We start from the raw sequence: 21,829 nt of genomic DNA on the forward strand, positions 1-21,829 counted from the left end.
TTTGAACCGAAATAGGGGCATTCGAAGATCAGGAAAAAACCAACCTGACTGAACCGTCAGGATTCGCCACTGAACTGTAAAAAATGAATACTGGATCTATTCGCTGCTATTCGGGAAATAAAGAGGCGTCCATTTTGGGCACGATCCTAAGGGCATTTTTATAATAGACCTTTTTGAGCACTTCATCGGGCAAGCCTAAGCCATACATTCGCCAAAAGGCATGGTACTTTTTGTAATAAGGGAAATATTCATCCTCGGTCTCCAGAACACGGAAGTAGGTATGAAATTCCTCAGGATTATACGCGTCCTTTCCAAAAAGAAGCCGATCCTGATAGTTGATAAAAAATTCGTAGGCTCGTCTCGGCTGTCTTCCAAATTCAGCAATCACCGCCCCTATCCCAAAATTCACATTGGGATAGCGATCCAGATGGGCTCCGGCTTTGTCCAAATCATTGGCCATCCAACCCATATGAGCATTGATAAAGGTAGTATTCGGGTGCTTTTCAAAGACATGATGCTGCTCAGCGATAATTTGCTCAAAGGGAGCAGGATTTGTGGCTGACCGCTGTCTGCCCGGATGTGTTTTTAACTCCAGCCAACGCTCATTATTGGCATCCATCGGTTGCCAAAATTGTGCAGGATCCGCTGAGTGAATAATCACAGGAATCCCCAATTGGCCGGCTTTTTCCCAAACTGGATCCAAATCGGGATGATCCACGGGCACCCGATTTCCATGGATGTCTTTTACATTCAGACCTAAGCTTTTGTAAATCTTCAAACCTACAGCTCCAGCTTGCACATCCTCCTCTAACTCCTGAACAGCTATTCGGCTCCAGTTTTCATCTCCAAAGCCAGCAAAATTTAAATTGGTGAACACCAAAAACCGTCCCGGCGCATGCGTTTCAAACTCCTTCATCATGGATCTGATGTACTCCTGTTGAGAATTACTATCCCCTCGACCAAATCCCCTACCGCTGAGGTTCACCAACACTCCCATGTTTAATTCGTCCATCTCGGATACCAACTGGGCGATCTTTTCTTGATTGATTCCACCCTGATGACTATGGATATCCACAAAGGGAAATTTGGATCGGGTGACCATCGTTTCGGGTACTTTGAGCGAAGAGGGTGGATTATATTCCTCAAAACTCATTTCCTGGGAAAATCCGAAAGAGTAAATCCCCCCAATCAGGAGGGTAGCAAGAAGAACTTGGGACAGTTTATTCATGAGGGATTAAACAGGTTTTTTTAGCAAAGGGTTAAAAAAATCCCGATCTCTACACTGAAATCGGGATTCATGGGAATTAGCGGGTTGTTCCGCCGTTGATTACCTGACCGAAGAAGATCGCGTTCATGTAAAGTTTGTTGGTGCCAAACCAGAAAGCCCGGAAGTTCATATTATCTGCAAAAGCAACTACCCGGCCTCTACCTACTCCGGCCACTTGGATCACCGAACCGTTTTGCAATCCCGGTAAATTGCTGGGGTGCAAATAACCGGAGGCCAAAGGTTCATTGGTGTAAACTAGCGGATTTGCATAGGGATTAGTTGAAGGCTCCACAAATAAGTTGTCATTCCTGAAGGTATGAACGGTAGAGTCGGTATATCCGTAGCCAATCGGATGGGTTAAATCCAGCCTGGCATTAAAGATAGCCCCACCGGTTACCTTAGCTCCAGTGGCATCCCGATAAATTTCATAAGGCTTTTGAAGACCTTTTTCCTCGTTGTCCACAGACCGGAATTTGATATCGGCGATTTCACTTTGCGCCAGCCAACGTAAGGCCCCACCTTTTGCCAGTAAGGTATTTCCATTACTTACCCAATTTTTGATTGCTTCAGCACCGGATTTACCCAGTCCATTGTAGCGGCCATCCGGCATTAAAATCACATTGTATCGATCAATCACCGAGCTACTCACTCGGTCCATGGGAAGCAGAGTGACCGGCATCTCATAGCGCTGATCCAGCAAATGCCAAATCTCTCCCGCCTCATAGCTATCCACTCCTCCATCTACCAAAAGGGCTACTTCAGGCTTATCCAGCACTGAGATAAAGGTAGACCCCATATTGATTCCAGCGGTATATCCGGTAGAAATCGCATGAATATCCACCGTGGATTGACTGGCTATTTCTTGGAGTTTTTGGAAAAATTCCTGATCAGATTGTCCGGTTTCTCCTTTGTCAATCAAAATGGTACCCCGAGAAAATTCCTTGCCTTCTGGAGTGGAAAAAGGAGCATTGGCTACTCTGACTCGGAATCCTTCATCCAGCAATTTATAGGTAGCTTTGGGGGCATAATAATCCGTCCATTCCATCGCATATTGATAAGCACCTGCCTGCCCAACTACTTGACCTGGAGCCAAGGAAAAGTCAGTTGTGCTGATCTCTTCCACACTGGCCAAATTCAAAATGCGGCTATTCAAAGCCATGTAATCCAAATTGAAAGCCATCGGATAAGTCCAAGCTGAGATATCGTAGAATAAGGAATCCTGAAATTCAGTACGCGTTTCAAACATGGCCTTGATCAATCGGTATTGAGGCTGATCAGCAGGAACGATGTAAGAATTTTCACTTTTAAATTCCCTTCCATTCACAGAAATATCTTCCTTCAGGCTAAATACTTTAATGTCATGCTGGAGAATCAAATCTGCCAAATGGAAACTTCTCGCATCATCCTGTGCACTACCAAAAATGTAAGCTTTGTTGACATCCGCATCAGTTTCAGCTTTGATTTGGGTGTAAAAATCTTTCATAAATTGATTGAGTTCGACCCGCATTTCTTTAGCCGCCTGGTAGGAAGAAAGATTTGCCGTGAACTGATTCCGAATGGTAAAGGGGAAGCTCAACATGCCGTTGGCTGACTCCTGCAAGTGACCTCTGGAGCTCGCCTGCTCAAAAAGAATTCCGATCGAACCCTGTACATCCGGATAGGTCGAGCCTTTCCCGTAGTAGAAGTCATCGTAATTTTCCTGATTATAGTACAGTGAACCGATTTTATCCAAGGCTTTGGCATGGTATCGACCGATTTTTTCTGTCAGTTCAAAATTCCGTTCCGGAGTCAAGGGGTGGGTTCTGGACGGCTCTCCAGGCTGGAAAAAGAAGGTACTATTGGTACCCATTTCGTGGAAGTCCAGGTGAATATTAGGCAACCAGCTTTGGTACACTTTTACCCGGTTTCTGGATTCCGGATGCTGAACGGGCAACCAATCCCGATTCAAATCAAACCAATAATGATTGGTTCTGCCGCGAGGCCAAGCTTCATTGTACTCCCGACCGTTGGGATCCCCATTGAGATGGTAAGCCTTGTGGGAATTGACCCAAGAGGCAAATCGATTCAGTCCGTCAGGGTTGATGGCTGGGTCTAAGAGCAAAACTATATTTTCCAATTCTGATTCGATCTCATTGGCTGCTGCAAAGTGATACGCAGCGAGTAAGGAAGCATTGGCTCCACTCGCCTCATTTCCATGAACCGAATAGCCCATAAACATCACTACCGGCATGGCTTCAATGTCCACGGCGGCATTAGGATCGCGGAGCTTTTTCCGATCTGCTTTGATCTGATCCAGTTTGCTCAAGTTGGCAGGAGAAGTAATGGTTAAAAGGGTCTGAGGACGCTTTTCGTAACTTCTCCCCGTTTCCTCAAAAACCACCCGGTCCGAAGCTTCCGCCACGGCCTTCATATACATCACCAGCTGATCGTGGGTCACATGCCATTCCCCTACCTCATAACCCAAAACTTCTTTGGGCGTGGGAATGTCCGGATTGTAGGTATAGCCCTCCGGCAAATAGTAACTCATATCCACCTGGGCAAAGCTGGCGCCATACAGCAAAACAAGGCAAAGTAGGATTAGACTTCTTTTCATATTCATAAGTAATGGTAACTTTCGACTAAATTCTTACTAATTTTTTTCAAAAAAAGCTATTTTAGAGCAGTGGTAAAAATAATTGAAGAAACGATATGGAATTAATTTCACCAAGTAGCTTTTCGACAGGACTTTTGATTTGGCAATTAGCCATGCTGGTGTACCTTGGATTTTGGGTCTATGCCCTGCTCGAGGTATTGCGAAATGAATTCAGGGGAGCACATGAACGGCTGATGTGGATTCTGATTATCTTATTTGCACCCATTATCGGTACCTTTTTGTATTTATCCATGGGGAGAAGGGCAAGGAAACGAAGGAAATTTAACCCAGACTTTAACTCAAAACACACTTAAATATTATGCTGTCATTTCTACTGAATATGGGAGGAGGAACCATTGTAATTTTTGGCCTTCTTTACGTGGTTCTGTGGCTTTATTGCCTGATCGACATTCTCCGTTCGGATTTTAAAGACCCAACGATGAAACTCATCTGGATTTTAATTATTCTTTTTGCCCAAGTTTTGGGACCGATTGCTTATTTAATTATTGGGAAAAACTCAAAAATAAACGCCTACTAAAATGTTTGGACTTGGTATTATAGGACTTGCCATTTACGCTTATACGATTTACGATGTAGTCATCAGTAATTTCGCTAATGATTCAGACAAAATCATTTGGATTTTGATTGTGATATTAGTTCCGTTTTTGGGAACGATTTTATGGTTTTTGATTGGTAGGGGGAAACGGATTTAATTCACGAGCAGAATGGTAAACAGATCGTTAAAGACCCCAAAATAAGGAGATCTTATTCCTATTTCGAAAGCGCTCAACGCTTAATTCAACCCCTTCATTTTAGGCTCACCCCGTGGGCAAATTAAGGGAGACCTGCATCTACTTCTTCGAAATTTAAGGCTAAAAGCTAGGTGTAATTAGATTCGAAAAAGATCCCTCAATGCTTCGGGTAAGCTTTCAAACTCATACTCAAATCCTGCTTTTTGGATTTTTTGACTCGAAACCCGATTGCCTCCCAGTACCATAGCAGCCATTTCACCCAAAATCAAGCGGAGCAAAAACCCCGGCACACCAATCCCCAGGTACGGTTTGCCTTTCGCTTTCGCCGCTTCTTTGGTCAGTTGCTGATTGGTGGCTGGATTGGGTCCTACCGCATTATAAATTCCCTGAAGGGTGGTCTTTTCCAAGGCAAACACAAACATCCGTGCCAGGTCTGAAATATGGATCCAAGACATCCATTGATCACCCGAACCCAAGGGTGCAGCGACCGGTGGTTTCAGCATTTCACCCAAAGCTCCTCCTTCAGCATCAAGTACAATTCCTATTCGGAGCATCACGGTACGCAAACCCAAGGTCTCCATATTTTTGACCTCATTTTCCCATGCAGTTACCACCTGCGCCAAAAAATCACTTCCTGCAGGGGCCGATTCATCAAGCAGTTTAGTTCCGGTATTAAATCCATAAAAACCCACTGCTGAGGCTGAAATAAAAGTCAAGGGTTTCTTTTCCGCCTTTTCGATGGCCTGATGAAGCAAGGACGTACTTTGCGTACGAGAGTGTAAAATTGCTTGCTTTCGTTCGAGAGTCCAGCGCTTATCGGCTACCCCCGCTCCGGCAAGATGGATCACTGCATCGGCCCACTCCATAGCTTCAGGGTCAATCTGCTGCTTATTGATATCCCAAATAAATGATTGCTGTTTTTGGGGTGTCCGACTCAACCAAGCGACTGCATAACCTTTGGTCTCTAAAAGTTGAGTAATTTTAGTACCGATCAAACCGGAACCACCCGTGATAAGTATATTTTCCATGTGTGTTGAGTTAGTAAGGTAACACCGGGAAGAATAAAAGGTTGAAATTACCTCAATCTTCCGATCCCCTTCATTCTAAAATTCAATATCTATACCTATTTTGGCACGATTCCTTAAGTTAACCTATTTTGAGCTTCCGATCGTTCCTTTCTTACCTTTCCCGATGGATCCTTCTGGGCATGTTGATCGGTCTGCTCGCAGGTTCGGCCTCTGCTTTTTTTCTTGTTGCGTTGGATTGGGCAACTAATTTCCGAGAAGCCAACGGATGGATCATTGCTCTGCTACCGCTGGGGGGATTTGTGATTGGTTGGACCTACTATAAACTAGGGCAAAACTCCGTCAAAGGCAATAATCTCCTTTTGGATGAGCTCTATCAGAGGCAGCATCCGATTCCGCTAAGAATGACGCCCCTGGTGCTATTTGGGACGATTTTCACTCATTTCTTTGGGGGTTCAGCCGGGCGGGAAGGCACGGCTGTGCAGATGGGCGGATCCCTTGCCGATCAACTCAGCAAATACATTCCCATCAGCCAGGCGGAGAGAAGAATTCTGCTAATTGGGGGCGTTGCAGGAGGTTTTGCCTCAGTTTTCGGAACTCCCTTAGCCGGTGCAATTTTCGCTTTGGAATGGATGCATCAGGGAAAATTTCGATGGAAATCCCTATTTCCCGCATTTTGGACAGCTTGGATCGCACATTGGATATGCGCCATTCTCTGGGGAGTGGCCCACACCCATTATGAAATTCCTCATATTCCAGCCCACACTTGGATCAATTTGGCCTGGATTATTCCGGCCGGAATAGCCTTCGGTTTTTCAGGAAGGTTATTTGGCGAGTGTACCCATTTTTTTTCCAACCTATTTTCCCGACACCTCTCTTGGCCACCCTTGAGACCGCTCATAGGCGGACTGCTGATCGCAATTTTTGTCTGGATTTCGGACAGTACCACCTACATCGGGTTAGGGGTACCAAGAATAGTGGAAGCTTTTGAAACTCCCTTGCCTTGGTACGATTGGATTGCCAAAACCGGATTGACCGGATTTACTTTAGGAGCGGGATTTAAAGGAGGAGAAGTGACTCCTTTGTTTTTCACAGGGGCCACCTTGGGCAATGCTCTTTCGGCTTGGATTCCTCTTCCGCTGGCTTTATTGGCCGGGATGGGTTTTGTCGGCGTGTTTTCTGGCGCCACCAATACTCCCCTAGCCTGCACAGTGATGGGGATGGAGCTTTTTGGCTACGAGGCAGGAGTGTTTCTGGCCTTATCCTGCGGAATTGCCTACGTTTTCAGCGGGAAAGGAAGTATTTATTCCTCTCAGAATTTGGGTTGGAAAAAGAGCTGGCTTTATTGACCCTCCAGTGTTTGGAAAAATAAGGAATACCCAATACTAATGAATATCCAATAAAAAATGTGGAATGTCGATGGTGACCAACAGACAGTAGGCGTGGCCAGTTTTCAGTAGCCAGTAAAAACACCGAAGTGGCAAAGGGATTTACGTGAAAGGTGGGGAAACCGAGTACCTGATGAACTGAGGGGGTGGTGTAATTTGATGTTTTTTGCAAAGGATTGGACAGATCAATGAATTATTAAAAAAAAGGATTTTCGGAGGACATTTCCTGAATTCCAATCCGGTCCTACCTGCAAATAGGTTGTGAAGGCTCCGCCCTGGGCATCAGTAATCTGACCAATCAAAGCACTGAAGGCGCGTTTTTATAGGCTCACACAGAAATTTGGGGGCCATGGACTGTCTACTGACCCCAACAGTCCTATAGTAGGGAGGGTCTGGCTACAAAAAATACCTAAATTTTTATTCTTTCAAATAGTTTCTAATCACCATAAAATGCCATGAACGAGTAACCCCTCCTCAATTAAGCCAAATGGCGTTATTTAAATCAAATTTGGATAACAATTTAACCGGCCCAGCACCTGCTTTTCGTATATTAAGAAAGCAAATTCAGATTGTCTCCTGTATCAGAATCCAAATTGCTCCAGTTTGATCGACCAAGGTTTGCTTGATTTGAACTTCCACACTTGGTTGAGGCCGTTAAATTTTCTTTCTGGTAACTGAGGCAGAAATGTGCGATTAATTAGTTTAACATGAACCCCTTCGTTTACTCTTCTTCTTTTTTGATCCGGGAAAGGATAACCTGCATGGGAAAAATTCGATTCCCTTCAGAGGAAACTGCTTGGTTGGTTTGGGATAAATTTCAGGACATTTGGGGCAATAGTACACATAGTGATGTAAGCATGCTCCATACGTATCGATGTCCTTACTGCGGAAGTATACACTTAGGGAAGAGCCTGAAGAAAAGAAAAAGGAGAAAATCAAATCATAAAAACACCCTAAGGCCAAGCTAAAAATCCGTTTATTTTTCAAAGTTTTGAAGGAACCCGTTCCTCATTGCAGGTAGGTATCAGCCCATTTCGACATGGCCCTGCTTAACGAATAAGGATTGACTCCCATGAGTTCTGCCAAGTATTTTTTCATAATCCACCTGTAGCGGGGATTATAATTAAGCATGTATGTGATTTTTTCTTCCAAATTCCTAGTTTGGGCCAAGCGATGATAGAAAGTGCTTGCCTTTTCAAATTTTTCACCAATTAACTGCATTATTTTTTGTCCGCCAGGGTCTTGATCAGAAAGGGTTTCAATCAAATAAGAAAGGGAAATACTGGTTATTTCAGTAGGCTTCAAGGCAATCCACTCCTCTTCTACCCGTTTGAAGTTAGCGATGGGCAACTTACCACAATAAAAAATTTCCTGATCCATCAAAAGGTGACGCTCCCACTGAGAATTGCTTAGGCGAATCCTACCCATTACGGCTCCAGTATGAATAAAGGCCAAACGGTTATTCCAAAGATCGCTCTTGTTGATTTTATCCTCACGTCGAAACTTTTCCTTTCTGGCCATTTGGTATATCTCCGTAAAAATACTCGGATAATAGACCTTGTTAAATTTTGCATACTCGACGATATCAAAATATTGTACAAAATCACTTACCATTTCACTTAATTTTTCACCTCCCTTTCCCGGACATGACCCGGGCAAGTCTTCATTTACACCATTAACTTTTTGCTTAAATTAAAATTCTAAATTTAATTTATACAAAGTAGATTATATAAACAATGTTTAGATAACCCGATCTAAAACAGGCTTTTGGATTTTTACTTTTAGCCAATTAGGTTAGTCTAGAGATTCAGTCAAGGCTATAAAATGTCTAGACTTCAATAGCCAAGACTGAGGATGTCCTTACCTGTCTCCGAGGCGGGTAGTGGAGACACCGGCTTAAACTGGGTAGGATATCCCATCAATGGATCAATGATCTCCATAGGCAGATGCCTATACGGTCCAACTTACCCCGGAATGCCTTCCTGTAATCGGCTTCAATTTATCCAGAGCCCGAGTGAGGGAATCTGGGGTAGAGTTTAAATCAATTTCAAACCCGAGAGCAATACTCTCACAAATTCATTTAATCATGGAATCAATAACCAAAAGATTACCATTGCTGGCCTTTGTGCTGGCAGCATTTGCAGCTGTTGCCTTTACTTCTCCCAGTGAGGAGTTGACCGAAATGTACGGCTTTGACGGTACCGACTGGTATCTCATTGAGGGAGAACAGGGCGTAGATTACCTCTGTGACAGTGATACCCAACCCGGTTGTCTTTATGATGCCGTTGAGGGAAATCCGGTGGATCCGACTATCGACCGGAAATTTGTCAATATCACGCTGGATCCCATTGAGGATCCCAGAGACTAAGTAAGGTTGGAGAACCCGGAATCAAAGATCCCGGGTTCTCTTTTTATTCAGTTCATCCCCAACTCTACCTCATAGGGAGGAATCTCCATCACAAACTGTTCTTCTTCATTCAGTGTATAAACCGTCCCGTCGATTTCCCGTTCTGCCTGAAAGGAGGGATCCAGATATTTGGTTCTTTTCATATCCATCCACCGCATATTCCTATACACCATTTCCCTCCTTCTTTCCTTTAATGCTTCTTCCAAAGCTTCTTCCTGGGATAAATTTTGCCAGGGTTGGAAATTCGAATAGCGGTTTTCTCCCAACTGATTCAACCATTCCAATCCTTCTTGGATTTGTCCGGTCCGAATGGCAGATTCGGCTGCGGTGAGGTACATTTCCGAAAGCGTAATCCCACTAAACAGCCGGAAACCACCCGTATAGGAGCCTTTAAATATAGGGCCTGAGGTGGTGGGGCTGATCCTAAAAAAAAGCGTTTTCCTCAAATCATTTTCATCATAGAGTTCATACAGCTCTTCGACTACATTTGTGGAAGGCCTCAGCGGGATCACTGAAGTCTGCATTTGCTGAAAAAAGACGGTCTCTTGATTGAATGGCTCAAAAGGATACAACATCGCCGGGTTCAATTCGGAATAATCGAGCAAACGCTGTCCGTTCTGAATCACGTAGGCCGCAGCATCCCTGGCTTCGTCCCAATTTTGTTGGTACAAATGAACTCTGGAAAGCAATGCCATGGCCGTTAATTTGTCCGGTCTGGTTTTAAATTCGGATTCCGTCGGGAGGTATTCAACTGCGGTTTCCAAGTCTTCTTCAATCCATTCCAACAGCTCCGGAATCCCCAGCATTTCCAAGGGTGCGTTGATATCCGGGGTGAGATTGATTGGGATGGTAATTTGATCCGCCCTGTTGCTTTGTGGTCCGGGCAAAAACAATAAAGCCAGATCAAAACAAGCCCTTGCTCTAATGGTCAAGGCCTCTCCCCTAAGCTCATTCACCTCTGAACTGGCTTGAGCTTCTGGGTTTCTATTCAAGATATCCAATGCCGTATTGGCAATAAACAACTGTCCATGCAGCGTCTGATAATCCGAGGATCGTTCCTGGGGTTCAAATACATTCCTTTTCCATAAATAGGCATTCTGCTGCCAAGGGTCAAAGGACTGCCAGTCCTGTGAAGTCGTCTTCCACTCATCGGACATGATAAAACTGGTCAGCGGCGTCAAGGAAAGGTAATTGTACCCATCCAACAAGGCTCTGACCTCCTGCACGGATTCAGGAACCAACAGGGATTTTTGCGGTTTTTCATCCAAAAAGCCTTCACAGGAAAGAAGAGTGAACAGGCTTCCGAAGAGGGCTATTTTAATTATTGTAGTTTTCATTTTTAAAGGGGTTTAGGTGGGTAAAAAAGGGTGGTCAAGATGAATTTATGACCGGGAAACCGGGGAGGAGTGATCAACTGACCAGATGAGGAAAACCGGTTCCCTTTTACCCTTTTATTTTGTTAGAAATCGACCCGAAGGCCGAATGAGATGGAGGTCAATGGCCGGGAGGTTTGAAAATCCGGGTCCAACGGATCATCTGAGGCTTTCCAGAGAATCCCCAGGTTATTGGCATAGGTATAAAACTCCGCGGATTGGACAGGTAATGTGGGCATTGATCTTTTTGACAGCGTGTAAGAAAACCGGACGTCATTCAATCTGATGTGATCCCCTTTTTCCACCAATACCGCGGAATTAGTATAAAAATTGTTTCTTCGCTGATCGGCCCTATCCGGAAGGGAGGGAACGAAAGTCTCCTGTTCATCCCCCGGCTGCATCCATCGGTCTGAAAAGTCCCCATGCCCAGGCAGTCCCCGGAGCAGACTGAAATAATCGATGGAATTTCTTCGGTAATAATATCCAAAGCGATAGGAGATATTCACTGACAGCCGGAATCCTCTATACGCCAGTTCATTTCGTATAGCCCCAAAGGAAGTGGGTCTGGCAGATCCGTGATAGCGGAGGTTTTCTATGGTGGCGGCTCTTGCCATTTCAAGGTAGTTTGAACTTGCCTCTCCGTCCAAAAATCCCATGGGATCCCCTGTGGCTGGGTCCAATCCGGCCCAGTCATAGGAATAAATACCAAACAGCGGCCTTCCCACATAGGGATAGGGCATGGAGGTAGAAGCAATGCTGAGCAGGTTGGATACGGTGGGGATTTGTTCAAAATCCGTTACTTTTTCCCTGACAGCGCTGTAGATCAGATGCGAGGTCCATTGAACGTCTGCCCTAAGCCAGTTTGCACTCAGATTGATATCCGCACCCCGAACTTGGCTGGAAGCAAAATTCCCCCTGAGACTGGTTTGGCCCGTGGCTGCAGGAAGCGAAAATTCCCCGATGAGATCTCTGGCATCCTTCAGGTAATATTCCAATGTCCCTGAAAGAAAACCGTTTTGTGTCTCGAAATCCATTCCAAAGTTGGTCGTTCTGACCTTTTCCCAGCGAAGCATGGAATTCGGCGGATTGATAATGGCCGCAGCTCTCAATTGGGGTAAAAGATCACTTGGAGAACTGTTCAGGTATCTGGCGGTCAATTGGGAGGATAGGTTTTTATCCACGTTTCCGGAATACCCATACGTGGCCCGAAGCTTCAAAAAGGGCATTCTGGATCCTCTGACAAAATTCTCGTCCGAGAGAATCCACCCTCCTCCCACCGACCAGAGGGGCACACCTCTCAGGTTGGCTTCCACACCGAAAATATTGGATTGGTCTTTTCGTGCGCTTGCATTGAAGAAATACCTTTTCTTGTACCCATAGCCCAAATTTCCATAATACGACAGGAAGCGATCCACCCGGCCTCCATGGGAGATATTGGACGGAATCGATGAACGCAATCCCGGATTGTGGAAAAGGGGAAAACTGCCCGCAAAATCCACAGGGGTACTGATCGCCATATTATCCTGATAGCCATAGTATCGTTGGGTCCAACTGAGCCCCTGCAAATCCCGGATCTCCATTCCTCCCAGAACAGTTAGGGAATGATCGGAGGCCCATTCTTTCTGGTAGGTGAGTTGTGGGCGAAAGGTATGTGAATAACTGTCGGATTGGGCAATATCAAGGATATCCCCGACAGGCACAGGGTTGGAAAGACTGCCGTCTTCTCCTACTTGGGTGAACCGGTTGATCAGATCCCTTGTGGAATAAATTGCCAGCGGATCCCGGTTTCTGGAGTTGTTGATATTTCTCCAATATTGGTAGAACAGCCCTGCTTTAAGCTCTGGCGTAATCGCAAACTGAAGGGAAGGATTGATTCTCAGATCATAGGATCGGTTTTGATAATCGAGTTGGCCAATTTCGCTTAGCGGGATGTATTCCCAGTTTTGCAGGTCCAGACCAGCCACTGAATTCACATAGCGAGTACTGTAATTTCCGGCAATGGGAAGGGGATTTCCCCCGTCATCGGCAATGCGGTCATAAACAAATCCGTTGGGCAATTGGGTTCGGGTAATTGCGTTCTGGTTGGCCAGATTAAAGGAAAGCCCAACGTCCAGGCGATCATCCAGTCCCTTCCACTGATCTCCGATTCCCAGGGTCCAGCGATTGGAAGAGTTCCCGATGACGTCAGGCCTGCTCTGATCAAAACCCAGGGAAACCTGATAGGCATGGGAATTACTGCCTCCGGTAATGGAAAGGGAGTACTGTTGGTGAAGGGACGGTTGGAGATAATAGTCACTGATTTGTCTCCTCAAGTCGGTATTTCCATACCGCTCCAAAATTGCATCAGCTTCCTGTTGGGAGATTTGACCCTCCCTCAAGGCAATCAGGGTTTCCACTGCCGGGGATAATTTGGACCGGCTGGGATTGTCTTCAGAGGAGTTGTAAAAGCCATCTTCAAAAAGTTGCTTCTCGATTGCAATAAAGTCTGAATTGTTCATTCGGGGAACATAGTTCAGGTCACGGTGCTCCCTAAAGGTAAAGTTGGAATTGAGACTCACCCTGAGCGCCTGGTTGGTTTTTCCTTTGACCGTGGTGATGACTATTACCCCATTACCTGCTCTGGCACCCCAGATTGAGGCTGCCGCAGCATCTTTAAGCACGGTGATGGATGCCACATCGTTGGGGTTGATGTTCTCCAAGGGACCGTCATAGGGAAAATTGTCCACGATGATCAGGGGTGAAGTGTCCGAGTTGATGGTACTCCTTCCCCGGATGGTGAGGGGTTCGTTGGTGGCGTAAATCCCCCTGTTGAATACCAATCCCGGGGTGACATCCTCCAATCGGTCAATCAGGTTGGGGGATACCCTACGCTGGACAAGCTGGCTGTCCAGGTGGGCAAAGGAACCCGTGGCCCGCTCTTTGGGCAGTTCCTGATATCCGGTGGAAACCACCTCAACCATCCCCAACTCCCGATCTTCGCTTTGAAGGGTAATGGTCAGGGGATTGGAAAGCGGGACGGTAATTTCCCCACGATAGGGCTTCATCCCGATGTAGGATACCATCAGGATATAATTGCCTTCCGGAACATCCAACGTGAAGGCGCCTTCTTCATCAGTGATGGTCCTGTAGTCCGTTCCGTTCAGGTACACCAAGGCTCCGGGAAGTGCCGTTTTTTCTGAGTCTTGGACCGTTCCGTTGAGACGATGGTCCCCATTTTGAAAGGCCTTAGCATGCATCGATACGAGCATGAAAGCCATCATAAAGTAAGTAGCTATTTTCATTTTGTCGGTGGATTTTGGTGGTTTGGAATTGAGTCATTGTGAATCCGGTTTAGTACATGCTCCAGTTGGGCGGGGCCCATTTTATCCAGGGTCTGCATGCGGATTTTGGAATCCGGTCCAATGATCATTTTTTGGGGGAAAGAATGGATTTTGTAGCGTTCCAGAACACCCACTCCCTTTTCGGCCCGCAGGTTCAGCATTTCCGGCGCGGTGTACATTCCGGATTTCAAGCTCGCTTTCCAGGTATCGGTCCGACCGTCGGCATTGACGCTTACCAGCAGGATATCCGAATCCGCTTCCAGTTCCTGCAACAGGGGGTCCAAGGATCTTTGGAAATCATCCCGGCAAAACTTGCAGCCGGAAATCCAGTAATGGACCAGAAGGGTTTTGCCTTTCAGTTTACCCAGGTCAGCGGGTTTGCCCTCTTCATCATACAGCCCATCCGATTTAAAGGGGCCGAGCTGGACTTCTTTTAAATAGTCCAGTCGTTCCTTGATCCAGGGGGTAGAAACCTGATTCATGGCAGTTGACAGGTAGGAATCCAGGTTTTCTTCCAATCTGTTGAAATTGGAAAGGATGAAAAATGCGAGCAATTCATCTCCCAGCGGATTGGGGTATGTACCAAGGCGGTCGAGTATATTATCCCTGTTGATCTTGGAGCTGAGAATCTCCAGTCTGGAGATACCCTGAATAAGTTTGGGATGCGAGGCTCCCCCTATCAGGCTGTCCATGCCGGAAAACCAAGCGAGAAATTTTGATCCTTTTTCGGGACTCCGGGTGAGTTGGGTGCTGATTCGCTCGGCTTTCTTTGTGGCATTGAGCAGGATCTCCCCAAGGATTCTGGATTGAAGTTGCCCGAACTCTTTCTCGGTCAGCCTGTCTTTTTGATTTTTCAGTATGGCCCAGGCAGGGTGCTGGTCGGCTGATTTTGACTGGTATTGGCGGAGGTAATCCCAACCGTTTTCTTCCGGTACCAAAACCTGCATTCGGACGTGAAGATCCCCGGCTTGGCTATGGGCCTTCTGATAGGCGGCTTGGGAAACAGGATCTGAAAAAAGGCCATGGCTTCTGCTGGAAATCAGCAGGGGATCCGAGTTGAATTTCTCCTCTGCGAAGGCTTGATCAACGAGGTATTGTACGCGGTAGAAATCTGCCTTGGGTCCTCCAAATAGGGTTTGTCCTGTGGACAGATCAATTCGCATCCTGACTCTGTCCTTTTGATTAAAAGTCCATTGATGATAGATGGTCTTTTGATTTAAGCTAAGGCTTGCATAGCCGTCAGACAGATTGGGCGGAATAGTCCAGGAAAACAATCGGGTTCCCTGGCTACCTTCAAAGAAGGTCCCTTTTTCCCCGATGAGGGTGATCTGGGTACCGGGTGTCACTTCCTGGGAATCCTGAAGCAGGTGCTCCCAAAAGGTAAGGTAGAGGGTGTCCGGCGGATTTTCGGCCGCTATCTCGAGGTACCATTTCCCCTCCTGCTCCGCGGGAGCCTGCTCGGTACTCCCGGGAGGCTGGGGTGAATCAGCAACCTGACTCAGAGTTGGTGTGCTTCCGATTAGGCATAGCCATGCCAGGAAGCATGTGAATAGACGTTTTTTCATGCGTATTAAAGTTGGAAGACAAGCGACCGGAGACGGGAGAGGTGTCAGGCTGAGCACTTGAGAGACGAGAGTCTCGAAATCGAAGCCTGTCCCGATTAAATATCGGGAGAGTCGAAGCCTACCCAGGTTGTCAGGTTGAGCACTTGAGAGACGAGAATCTCGAAACCGAAGCCATTGTCAGGCTGAGCAGCCTAGTAAGCTTGTCAGGCTGAGCGAAGTCGAAGCCCCCCGAACTTTTAGACATAGTCCTCCTGATCCCGAATCCCGATATATCGGGACGGGATGGAACCAGTCGGTCTTAGATTAAGAAATAATTGAATGGATAAGCTGAAATCCTCTGCAGCGGAAGGCTTATCATTTTTGTCAAATGGAATGAAATAGGGCCGCTTTTAGCGTCTGAAACACTTGGAAACAAAGGCCTTTCGGCCTGAAATAGGGTCGCAACATCTGAAGAAATACGGCTTTGCCGAAATAGGCTCCTCGTATCTCGGAGCGAAATATGCGCTCCTTCGTCGCGCGAAATACAGACCATAGCAGAACCTTCTATTTCAGCCAGCTTGCTGGCTATATTTCAACTGTATTTCAAAAGTATTTCAACATTATTTCCATCCCGATGACGGATTTACGTCACTCCCAGATCAGTAGCGGTAGTCCCGCAGGTGCGGGGGTAATCCGGGAGAATAAAAATAGGTTCAAGTCGGGTTCTTGATCAGGTTTTTGAAGAGCTGTTTGGGTGTAAGGTTTACCCAGGCAGGTTTGTGAGATTGAAATGATGCTTCCATGGCGATGGTTTAAGTTGGAAGACGGGAGAGCCACCACGGCGGCCAAGCCGAAGGGTCTCCGATCAAAGTACTTGTGATACAGATCTTATCTATCTGCGCATAGAAATAGAATTTCCACCATGCCCGAAAGGGCAGCAATGCTAGCAATAGGTTTTTGAGAAATCGTCGCCCGCTGACTCTGAGTGGTATGTCCGTGATGCCGGAGCTGTCAGCGAGAAAAAAGGGTACGTTAAGTTTTAAATCCGGTCAAATCGGATTTTTGGGTTTTAGAGGGAACATCAGATCGAATGAACCATCTGACACCTGACTCCAAACCGAGATATAATGGCTTGGAAGTGACAGCCTCCCTGTCCCATTGCTGGGGCCTGAGAAGATGCCCGTGCCTCGAAACTTAAAATAGGAGGCCGCACTTCCAATGTCTAAAAACAATTTGTTCATCATCCACAGTTTTTGGCTTCTCAGACCGGCAATGAGGATGATTAGTAATCAAACATAAATAATCTCACCTAATAAAACAAATATGTTTAGTACATTTTTTCATATAGTGCCCAAATTTCCTTTCAATGGAAGGATTAGAGGATTTTAAGATAAATTTAGGACTGAAAATTAAGGCATTAAGAGAGAGGAGAAAACTAACTCAAGAACAACTTGGTGACCTTATTGAAAAAGATTATCAAGCAATTAGCAGACTTGAAAGAGGATTGGTTAATCCTTCCGCATATTTGGTTTTCCAAATTGCAAATGCCCTTGAAGTAAAAATTGAAGAGCTATTCTTGTTTGATTAATTTCTCGAGCCTTTCCATTTCAGATAGACATGCCTCTTTTACAATTTTTTGCATTTTTCTAACCTTTTTTTCAACGAAAACACAATCTTCCATGGAGACTTTATAGTCTTTACTATATCTAGCATCAATATATCCTCTTTTTAAAGCATCCAAATGATGTCTTTCAGTTGGGTTTTTACTTGAAAAATCAAGTAATAAAAATAAATCATCACTAAGATGTTTTGAATAAATTCTCAAACCTTCGACATTATGCGACTTTGGTTTGTAGCCTTTCAAAACTAAAAGGATTGAAGCATAAAAATGCTCAACAGCTTGATGAAACTCAAACATAGCCTTTCTTAAACTTCCTCTTTTTATGCAATTGTTTCCATCAATTAAAAAATCTTTACCCATTTGGTACCAAATCTCAAAATATGCCTGAGCTCTTACCAGCATCTGAACAGGTGAAAGCTCAGCAGGTGGAACAAAACTAGTATTCCCTGTGTCATAAAGCAGGATTCCTTCTTCAATAATCTCCTTGAAAAAGTACTGCCCAATGGAAAGACCCTCATTAATGTAATCGATACTATGGACTAAGGGATTTACAATTCCCCGTAAGGAATTGGCAGCCCTATTTTCAATTTTGCTTTTCAACTCATATTCTTTGATTGAATTGTCATTAGTGACCACCAAAAAATCAAAATCACTTTGGTAATGATAAGTTACTCCATCCTCGACCGTAATATCATCCACCCATTTGCCTTTGGCAAAGCTACCAAATAAGATCACCTTCTCCGGATTGGCAACTTCAATGATTATTTCCATTGCTTTGGCAATTTCTTCTTGCTTAGGCTTTGGCAAACGGGATAATTTCTCACTCAAATTCATGGTTCCAAGTTACTGAAAATAACAAAACCCTGTTTTAAATTTTAGGGATATTCACTAAATTCCCTGTACAAAAACGATGGAAGTGTTTGTACAGGATTTTCCAATTCATGGATCTCCACTCAATTATGAAAAGGTCTTTATTGGAAAGACTGCGCTTTTCCGTCTATTTCATTTATGAATGAATTAGTTTCCTATGAAAGAGCTAATAGAAGAATTTTACTACCTGATTTTTCCCAGAGATGAGGAAGGGAAATACAAAACGGAATCTGATAGTCCGTTTTGGGTTAAAATAGTGATCCTGGTATTTATCCTACTAATGTGTGTAGCACTTGCATTTAGCACTTATGTGGTTTAATGGCAAATTTTAAGTGGGCTTGGGAAATGTAATCTTCCCCATAATTCGAACAGTTTAAAAAACGACAAAACCCTTAATTTTAGACCTATGAAACCAAATAAAAAATTAAAAGATGCAGGTAAGGTGGTAGTTACCATCCGAAAGAACTCTTCTCTAAACGCCACTTCGAAAACGGTTCTTTTTTCCAGAGAAACTTGAATTGGCCAACAGAATGGTGGCAAATCTTAAGTGGAAAACGAGTTGATAAAAATCAATGAGATCTATAAAGGAAGATTATCAGGGTAGAAATGGGAATGAGTGTTGGGTAGCGACCTTGAAAAGATTTTTTGAATTACCTGTCCCCATAAATTCAACTAAAATTGCGAATCAATTCCCATAAGCACCTCACCGATTCCCACGATCCCGATAAATCGGGATGGGGTAGGCAGTGCAACTGCGCTTTCATGCTTGGCTTTGCAAGCCGCACCAAAACCTAGTTTTTGGCCTGCGTATTTATTTTTTTTAAAATTTCACTTTGAAGTTGTTGCAAGTCTTTATGTTTTTCTGGAATTTTCATATTTCTTACCAAGTCTATATATATCATTTGTTCTGGAGAATTCAGATTAATAAGCTCCATTGCAAAGTTTGCTATCGCCAAATTCTTTAAGTAATCATTTCTAATATTCGTTGCGTTTTGAATGGCAACTTTATACATTTTCATTCCTAACTCAGTGTCTCCTCTTTTTAGAGAAACAAGACCCAAAGTTGCTTGGAAAGTTACTTTGCTCTCATTTGGAAGGCCATTAATATCAATTTCCATCATTTGAGGTACATACGCATCTAGCATCTGTTGATTGTCAGAAGTAGCTAGATTATATACTAAGTTATTAAGCAATGTCGGATCATAAGGATTTGCTTGTAGTCCAACTTGACACAAAATAATTGCCGCTTTTTTATCGTTTAGTAGGGAACCTGCTATGTATGAGCCAAGTAAGGCTGGGCGTTTGGAAAAAGGCATATCCAAAAACCATTTTATAGAATTGTAAAATGCATCTTTCCAATTACCTCTTTCATATAATTCGAGAGCCCTAGCTTCGAAGGGGTTGATCACCTTATCAAACTGAAAAGGATTAATTTGGAATCTTTGCTCATCTTTTGAAACCCATTCGAGTTGAGCTAAGCTATTATCATTCGGCATTTTCATAGATTTCTCAAAAAAACCTTTTGCCTTTTTGAATGAACCATCTTTAAACTCTAGTGTGCCAAGCGAACTTGAAAGTTCGGTAAGCTCGTAATCTGAGAAATTGTTAGAATCAAGCAATCTTTTACCTTCTTTAATTAATGGAGAAAACCTTCCCATTATAGAGGAAGTTGCAATGTGTGCAGAAATTAGCCAAGGGTCATCTTTTAATCCTTCAGCTTTTCTAAGATAAAAAAGGGCTTTATCAAATTTTTCTTTATGAATAAAAAATCTTGTAGCTGACCTAAGAACGAACCTATTATTAGGAGCGATATGAAGAGCAGTAAGAATGGCGTTTTCAGCTTTATGTTCGTGCCCTCTCATTGTATATAGCCTTGCTAATTCAACCCAAATTATAGGGTTTCTAAGTTCATTTTTTGTGCGATTTTTAGTCTTATTTATTACTTTATGAAATGACTTGTTATTAATAAATGATTGAAATTCATTTACAGTGTCAACATCAATTTCTAAAAGTGAGTTGTTGGATATAACAGGAGGCGTTGGCGAGTCTAATTCAATAAGTTTAATTAAATCCAAAAGACTAGATGAAGCTTTTTGTTGATCAGATTTTATGAATTCAATGGCTTGTTTTACCTCGGAACTTTGGATGCCTGAAACAAAAGCTGAATTGATTAAATCTGCAGCAGTTCCAATATTTTTACCCTGTTTCCAATCTTCAATTGAGCGATCAATGTTCAAAATTATTGGCTCAGCCGATTTATTTGACTGGCTTAATTCACCTAATTGAAGAGTTCGTTTGAAGTCTCTCCAATTTGGAATAACTCTCCTTTCTTTTATTTCATAGATAACTGCCATATAATTTATTTGAACTTGTAATTAGCCATTCTATATAAAATATCAAACTTTGAGACAATTCGGTGAAAATCAAATTGATTTGAGTTTAGGTTCCTGCTCCCATCCCTATTTAATGATAGTGTAATTGCTTTTGGATGACCTCTTCTTTCAGGTATAGGAAAACAACAATATTCTATGATTTTAGAAAGCTCGTCACCAAGTTCTTTGTCGCTTATTGATGATTTGAATTCTTTAATTGCTTTGTAAAATGCATCAACTAAATAATCATGGACTCCTTCGAATTTCCCTCGCCAATGTGTCCATTTGAATTGTGGATCGAGATTTTTACCAATTAAAGCAGTCATATTAGCTCCTGAGAAATAGAAGACTATAAGGCTTCCAAATAAATACATGTCGGTAGATCGTACTCTAAAGTTCCAATCAGGGTCGATATATCTATAAAGAAACTCTGTTGGTGCATAATTTAAATCACCTGGGAAATCTCCTCCATTTTCATGTGGAGCTTCTATTTCAGCACAAAGTGACCTGCCCAAGTCACCGACTTTTGAAACGATACCATCTTGATAAAGAAGAACATTTGATGGCTTCAAATCCTGATGCCCAATTTCAATACTATGCAGTTGTTTTAGACCAACAGCTACATTATGAAGCGATTGCAATTTCCAAGCAATTTCTACATCCTTACTAAAATTCATATGTGATCTAACATCGCCATCCGACATCTCAAAAACGAGGTAAGGAACATTTGGTATTGTAAATCCCTCTAGAACTTCTTCTCCTTCATCAACAATCATGGAAACTTTAGATAGCTTATTGTTTTTACATCTCAGAAGTAAATCCCTTTCAAATTGGTAGGCATTGGTTTGCTCATTTATTATCTCTACAATTGGTCGACCTCTAAACATTTGAAAGAATGCCTGAAAATTTAGAGCTTTAAGAAATGCTTCTTCCTCACCACGAGTAACTACATAGCAAACACTAAAGAAACCTCCTGTTGATCCTTCTTTAGGTTCAATTTTTTTTAAAACCGTCCAACCGTTTTTTAGTTCTTTTCCAACTAATGAATGTGCAGCGTTATCCTGATTTGTACTCATATTCTTTTTTTTATATTGACTAATCGGGTCAGGAACGGGAATTTCAACCTTACCTTCCTACAGAACTCCCGAAATCCGGGACAGGACGTACGTAAGACTCTCACCTAACAGAGCCTGCCCCGATTCCTATCGGAGGCTCTTCATGTTTATAAATCGCTTAGTACTAAAAGTACTTAAGATTG

General features: G+C 43.7%; 18 protein-coding genes. 8 read left to right on the plus strand and 10 right to left on the minus strand.

Annotation, left to right across the window (positions count from 1 at the left end):
* Positions 1-106: 106 nt before the first annotated feature.
* Both Q0L00_RS13125 and Q0L00_RS13130 read right to left on the minus strand, forming a co-directional pair.
* On the minus strand, positions 107-1,228 hold the full coding sequence (locus Q0L00_RS13125) for an amidohydrolase family protein (RefSeq protein ID WP_297337336.1): 1,122 nt from the start codon (positions 1,226-1,228) through the stop codon (positions 107-109).
* Positions 1,229-1,304: 76 nt separating this feature from the next.
* The gene (locus Q0L00_RS13130; RefSeq protein WP_297337337.1) at positions 1,305-3,860 is read right to left on the minus strand and encodes a M14 family metallopeptidase; all 2,556 of its coding nucleotides are present in this window, start codon (positions 3,858-3,860) and stop codon (positions 1,305-1,307) included.
* Positions 3,861-3,955: 95 nt separating this feature from the next.
* Here Q0L00_RS13130 and Q0L00_RS13135 point away from each other — a divergent pair, with 95 nt between their 5' ends.
* From Q0L00_RS13135 to Q0L00_RS13145, 3 genes are read left to right on the plus strand one after another with little or no spacing between them, the layout of a single operon-like run.
* Positions 3,956-4,213, plus strand: coding sequence for a PLDc N-terminal domain-containing protein (locus Q0L00_RS13135; RefSeq protein ID WP_297337338.1), 258 nt, complete (start codon positions 3,956-3,958; stop codon positions 4,211-4,213).
* A 5-nt stretch (positions 4,214-4,218) separates the two neighbouring features.
* Positions 4,219-4,437, plus strand: a complete 219-nt coding sequence (locus tag Q0L00_RS13140; RefSeq protein ID WP_297337339.1) for a PLD nuclease N-terminal domain-containing protein — start codon at positions 4,219-4,221, stop codon at positions 4,435-4,437.
* A gap of 1 nt (position 4,438) precedes the next feature.
* Positions 4,439-4,612 (plus strand): PLDc N-terminal domain-containing protein, encoded by a 174-nt coding sequence (locus Q0L00_RS13145; RefSeq protein ID WP_297337340.1) that lies wholly within the window; start codon positions 4,439-4,441, stop codon positions 4,610-4,612.
* Positions 4,613-4,788: 176 nt separating this feature from the next.
* Here the strand turns inward: Q0L00_RS13145 and Q0L00_RS13150 are convergent, their stop codons facing one another.
* Positions 4,789-5,679, minus strand: coding sequence for a TIGR01777 family oxidoreductase (locus tag Q0L00_RS13150; protein ID WP_297337341.1), 891 nt, complete (start codon positions 5,677-5,679; stop codon positions 4,789-4,791).
* Between the two features lie 128 nt (positions 5,680-5,807).
* Here Q0L00_RS13150 and Q0L00_RS13155 point away from each other — a divergent pair, with 128 nt between their 5' ends.
* Entirely contained in the window at positions 5,808-7,025 is a 1,218-nt protein-coding gene (locus tag Q0L00_RS13155; protein WP_297337342.1) for a voltage-gated chloride channel family protein, read from the plus strand.
* A gap of 1,047 nt (positions 7,026-8,072) precedes the next feature.
* Here the strand turns inward: Q0L00_RS13155 and Q0L00_RS13160 are convergent.
* Positions 8,073-8,678, minus strand: a complete 606-nt coding sequence (locus tag Q0L00_RS13160) for a hypothetical protein (RefSeq protein WP_297337343.1) — start codon at positions 8,676-8,678, stop codon at positions 8,073-8,075.
* A 472-nt stretch (positions 8,679-9,150) separates the two neighbouring features.
* Here Q0L00_RS13160 and Q0L00_RS13165 point away from each other — a divergent pair, with 472 nt between their 5' ends.
* Complete coding sequence (locus tag Q0L00_RS13165) at positions 9,151-9,432, plus strand: hypothetical protein (RefSeq protein ID WP_297337344.1); 282 nt, start codon at positions 9,151-9,153, stop codon at positions 9,430-9,432.
* A 47-nt stretch (positions 9,433-9,479) separates the two neighbouring features.
* Here the strand turns inward: Q0L00_RS13165 and Q0L00_RS13170 are convergent, their stop codons facing one another.
* The 3 genes from Q0L00_RS13170 to Q0L00_RS13180 all read right to left on the minus strand — a co-directional run bounded on the left by Q0L00_RS13170 (position 9,480) and on the right by Q0L00_RS13180 (position 15,729).
* Entirely contained in the window at positions 9,480-10,808 is a 1,329-nt protein-coding gene (locus Q0L00_RS13170; protein WP_297337345.1) for a RagB/SusD family nutrient uptake outer membrane protein, read from the minus strand.
* Between the two features lie 122 nt (positions 10,809-10,930).
* Complete coding sequence (locus Q0L00_RS13175) at positions 10,931-14,125, minus strand: SusC/RagA family TonB-linked outer membrane protein (protein ID WP_297337346.1); 3,195 nt, start codon at positions 14,123-14,125, stop codon at positions 10,931-10,933.
* Entirely contained in the window at positions 14,122-15,729 is a 1,608-nt protein-coding gene (locus Q0L00_RS13180; RefSeq protein ID WP_297337347.1) for a hypothetical protein, read from the minus strand. The genes Q0L00_RS13175 and Q0L00_RS13180 overlap by 4 nt, the downstream gene beginning before the upstream one ends.
* A 499-nt stretch (positions 15,730-16,228) precedes the next feature.
* Here Q0L00_RS13180 and Q0L00_RS13185 point away from each other — a divergent pair, with 499 nt between their 5' ends.
* Positions 16,229-16,438, plus strand: coding sequence for a hypothetical protein (locus tag Q0L00_RS13185; RefSeq protein ID WP_297337348.1), 210 nt, complete (start codon positions 16,229-16,231; stop codon positions 16,436-16,438).
* A 636-nt stretch (positions 16,439-17,074) separates the two neighbouring features.
* The gene (locus Q0L00_RS13190) at positions 17,075-17,296 is read left to right on the plus strand and encodes a helix-turn-helix transcriptional regulator (protein ID WP_297337349.1); all 222 of its coding nucleotides are present in this window, start codon (positions 17,075-17,077) and stop codon (positions 17,294-17,296) included.
* On the opposite strand, the gene Q0L00_RS13195 is transcribed toward Q0L00_RS13190, so the two are convergent.
* Positions 17,279-18,163 carry a HEPN domain-containing protein gene (locus Q0L00_RS13195; RefSeq protein ID WP_297337350.1) on the minus strand — a complete coding sequence of 295 codons (885 nt, stop codon included), beginning with the start codon at positions 18,161-18,163 and terminating at the stop codon, positions 17,279-17,281. The genes Q0L00_RS13190 and Q0L00_RS13195 overlap by 18 nt on opposite strands.
* A gap of 193 nt (positions 18,164-18,356) precedes the next feature.
* Between Q0L00_RS13195 and Q0L00_RS13200 the strand changes: the two genes are divergently transcribed.
* The gene (locus Q0L00_RS13200) at positions 18,357-18,518 is read left to right on the plus strand and encodes a hypothetical protein (protein WP_297337351.1); all 162 of its coding nucleotides are present in this window, start codon (positions 18,357-18,359) and stop codon (positions 18,516-18,518) included.
* A 472-nt stretch (positions 18,519-18,990) separates the two neighbouring features.
* Here Q0L00_RS13200 and Q0L00_RS13205 read toward each other — a convergent pair whose 3' ends face one another.
* Together Q0L00_RS13205 and Q0L00_RS13210 are read right to left on the minus strand one after the other, a co-directional pair.
* Complete coding sequence (locus tag Q0L00_RS13205; protein ID WP_297337352.1) at positions 18,991-20,553, minus strand: hypothetical protein; 1,563 nt, start codon at positions 20,551-20,553, stop codon at positions 18,991-18,993.
* Positions 20,554-20,558: 5 nt separating this feature from the next.
* Positions 20,559-21,647: a protein kinase gene (locus Q0L00_RS13210; protein WP_297337353.1), complete on the minus strand. Its 1,089-nt coding sequence runs from the start codon at positions 21,645-21,647 to the stop codon at positions 20,559-20,561.
* Between the last annotated feature and the right edge of the window lie 182 nt (positions 21,648-21,829).

Origin of the sequence: Algoriphagus sp., assembly GCF_024305035.1 — a bacterium.
Taxonomy (GTDB): Bacteria; Bacteroidota; Bacteroidia; order Cytophagales; family Cyclobacteriaceae; genus Algoriphagus.

Bases quoted from the DNA above. Each gene is read 5' to 3' on its own strand.
- Q0L00_RS13125 (WP_297337336.1), bottom strand. From the start codon at position 1,228: ATGAATAAACTGTCCCAAGTTCTTCTTGCTACCCTCCTGATTGGGGGG.
- Q0L00_RS13130 (WP_297337337.1), bottom strand. From the start codon at position 3,860: ATGAAAAGAAGTCTAATCCTACTTTGCCTTGTTTTGCTGTATGGCGCC.
- Q0L00_RS13135 (WP_297337338.1), top strand. From the start codon at position 3,956: ATGGAATTAATTTCACCAAGTAGCTTTTCGACAGGACTTTTGATTTGG.
- Q0L00_RS13140 (WP_297337339.1), top strand. From the start codon at position 4,219: ATGCTGTCATTTCTACTGAATATGGGAGGAGGAACCATTGTAATTTTT.
- Q0L00_RS13145 (WP_297337340.1), top strand. From the start codon at position 4,439: ATGTTTGGACTTGGTATTATAGGACTTGCCATTTACGCTTATACGATT.
- Q0L00_RS13150 (WP_297337341.1), bottom strand. From the start codon at position 5,679: ATGGAAAATATACTTATCACGGGTGGTTCCGGTTTGATCGGTACTAAA.
- Q0L00_RS13160 (WP_297337343.1), bottom strand. From the start codon at position 8,678: ATGGTAAGTGATTTTGTACAATATTTTGATATCGTCGAGTATGCAAAA.
- Q0L00_RS13165 (WP_297337344.1), top strand. From the start codon at position 9,151: ATGGAATCAATAACCAAAAGATTACCATTGCTGGCCTTTGTGCTGGCA.
- Q0L00_RS13170 (WP_297337345.1), bottom strand. From the start codon at position 10,808: ATGAAAACTACAATAATTAAAATAGCCCTCTTCGGAAGCCTGTTCACT.
- Q0L00_RS13175 (WP_297337346.1), bottom strand. From the start codon at position 14,125: ATGAAAATAGCTACTTACTTTATGATGGCTTTCATGCTCGTATCGATG.
- Q0L00_RS13180 (WP_297337347.1), bottom strand. From the start codon at position 15,729: ATGAAAAAACGTCTATTCACATGCTTCCTGGCATGGCTATGCCTAATC.
- Q0L00_RS13185 (WP_297337348.1), top strand. From the start codon at position 16,229: ATGCGCTCCTTCGTCGCGCGAAATACAGACCATAGCAGAACCTTCTAT.
- Q0L00_RS13190 (WP_297337349.1), top strand. From the start codon at position 17,075: ATGGAAGGATTAGAGGATTTTAAGATAAATTTAGGACTGAAAATTAAG.
- Q0L00_RS13195 (WP_297337350.1), bottom strand. From the start codon at position 18,163: ATGAATTTGAGTGAGAAATTATCCCGTTTGCCAAAGCCTAAGCAAGAA.
- Q0L00_RS13200 (WP_297337351.1), top strand. From the start codon at position 18,357: ATGAAAGAGCTAATAGAAGAATTTTACTACCTGATTTTTCCCAGAGAT.
- Q0L00_RS13205 (WP_297337352.1), bottom strand. From the start codon at position 20,553: ATGGCAGTTATCTATGAAATAAAAGAAAGGAGAGTTATTCCAAATTGG.
- Q0L00_RS13210 (WP_297337353.1), bottom strand. From the start codon at position 21,647: ATGAGTACAAATCAGGATAACGCTGCACATTCATTAGTTGGAAAAGAA.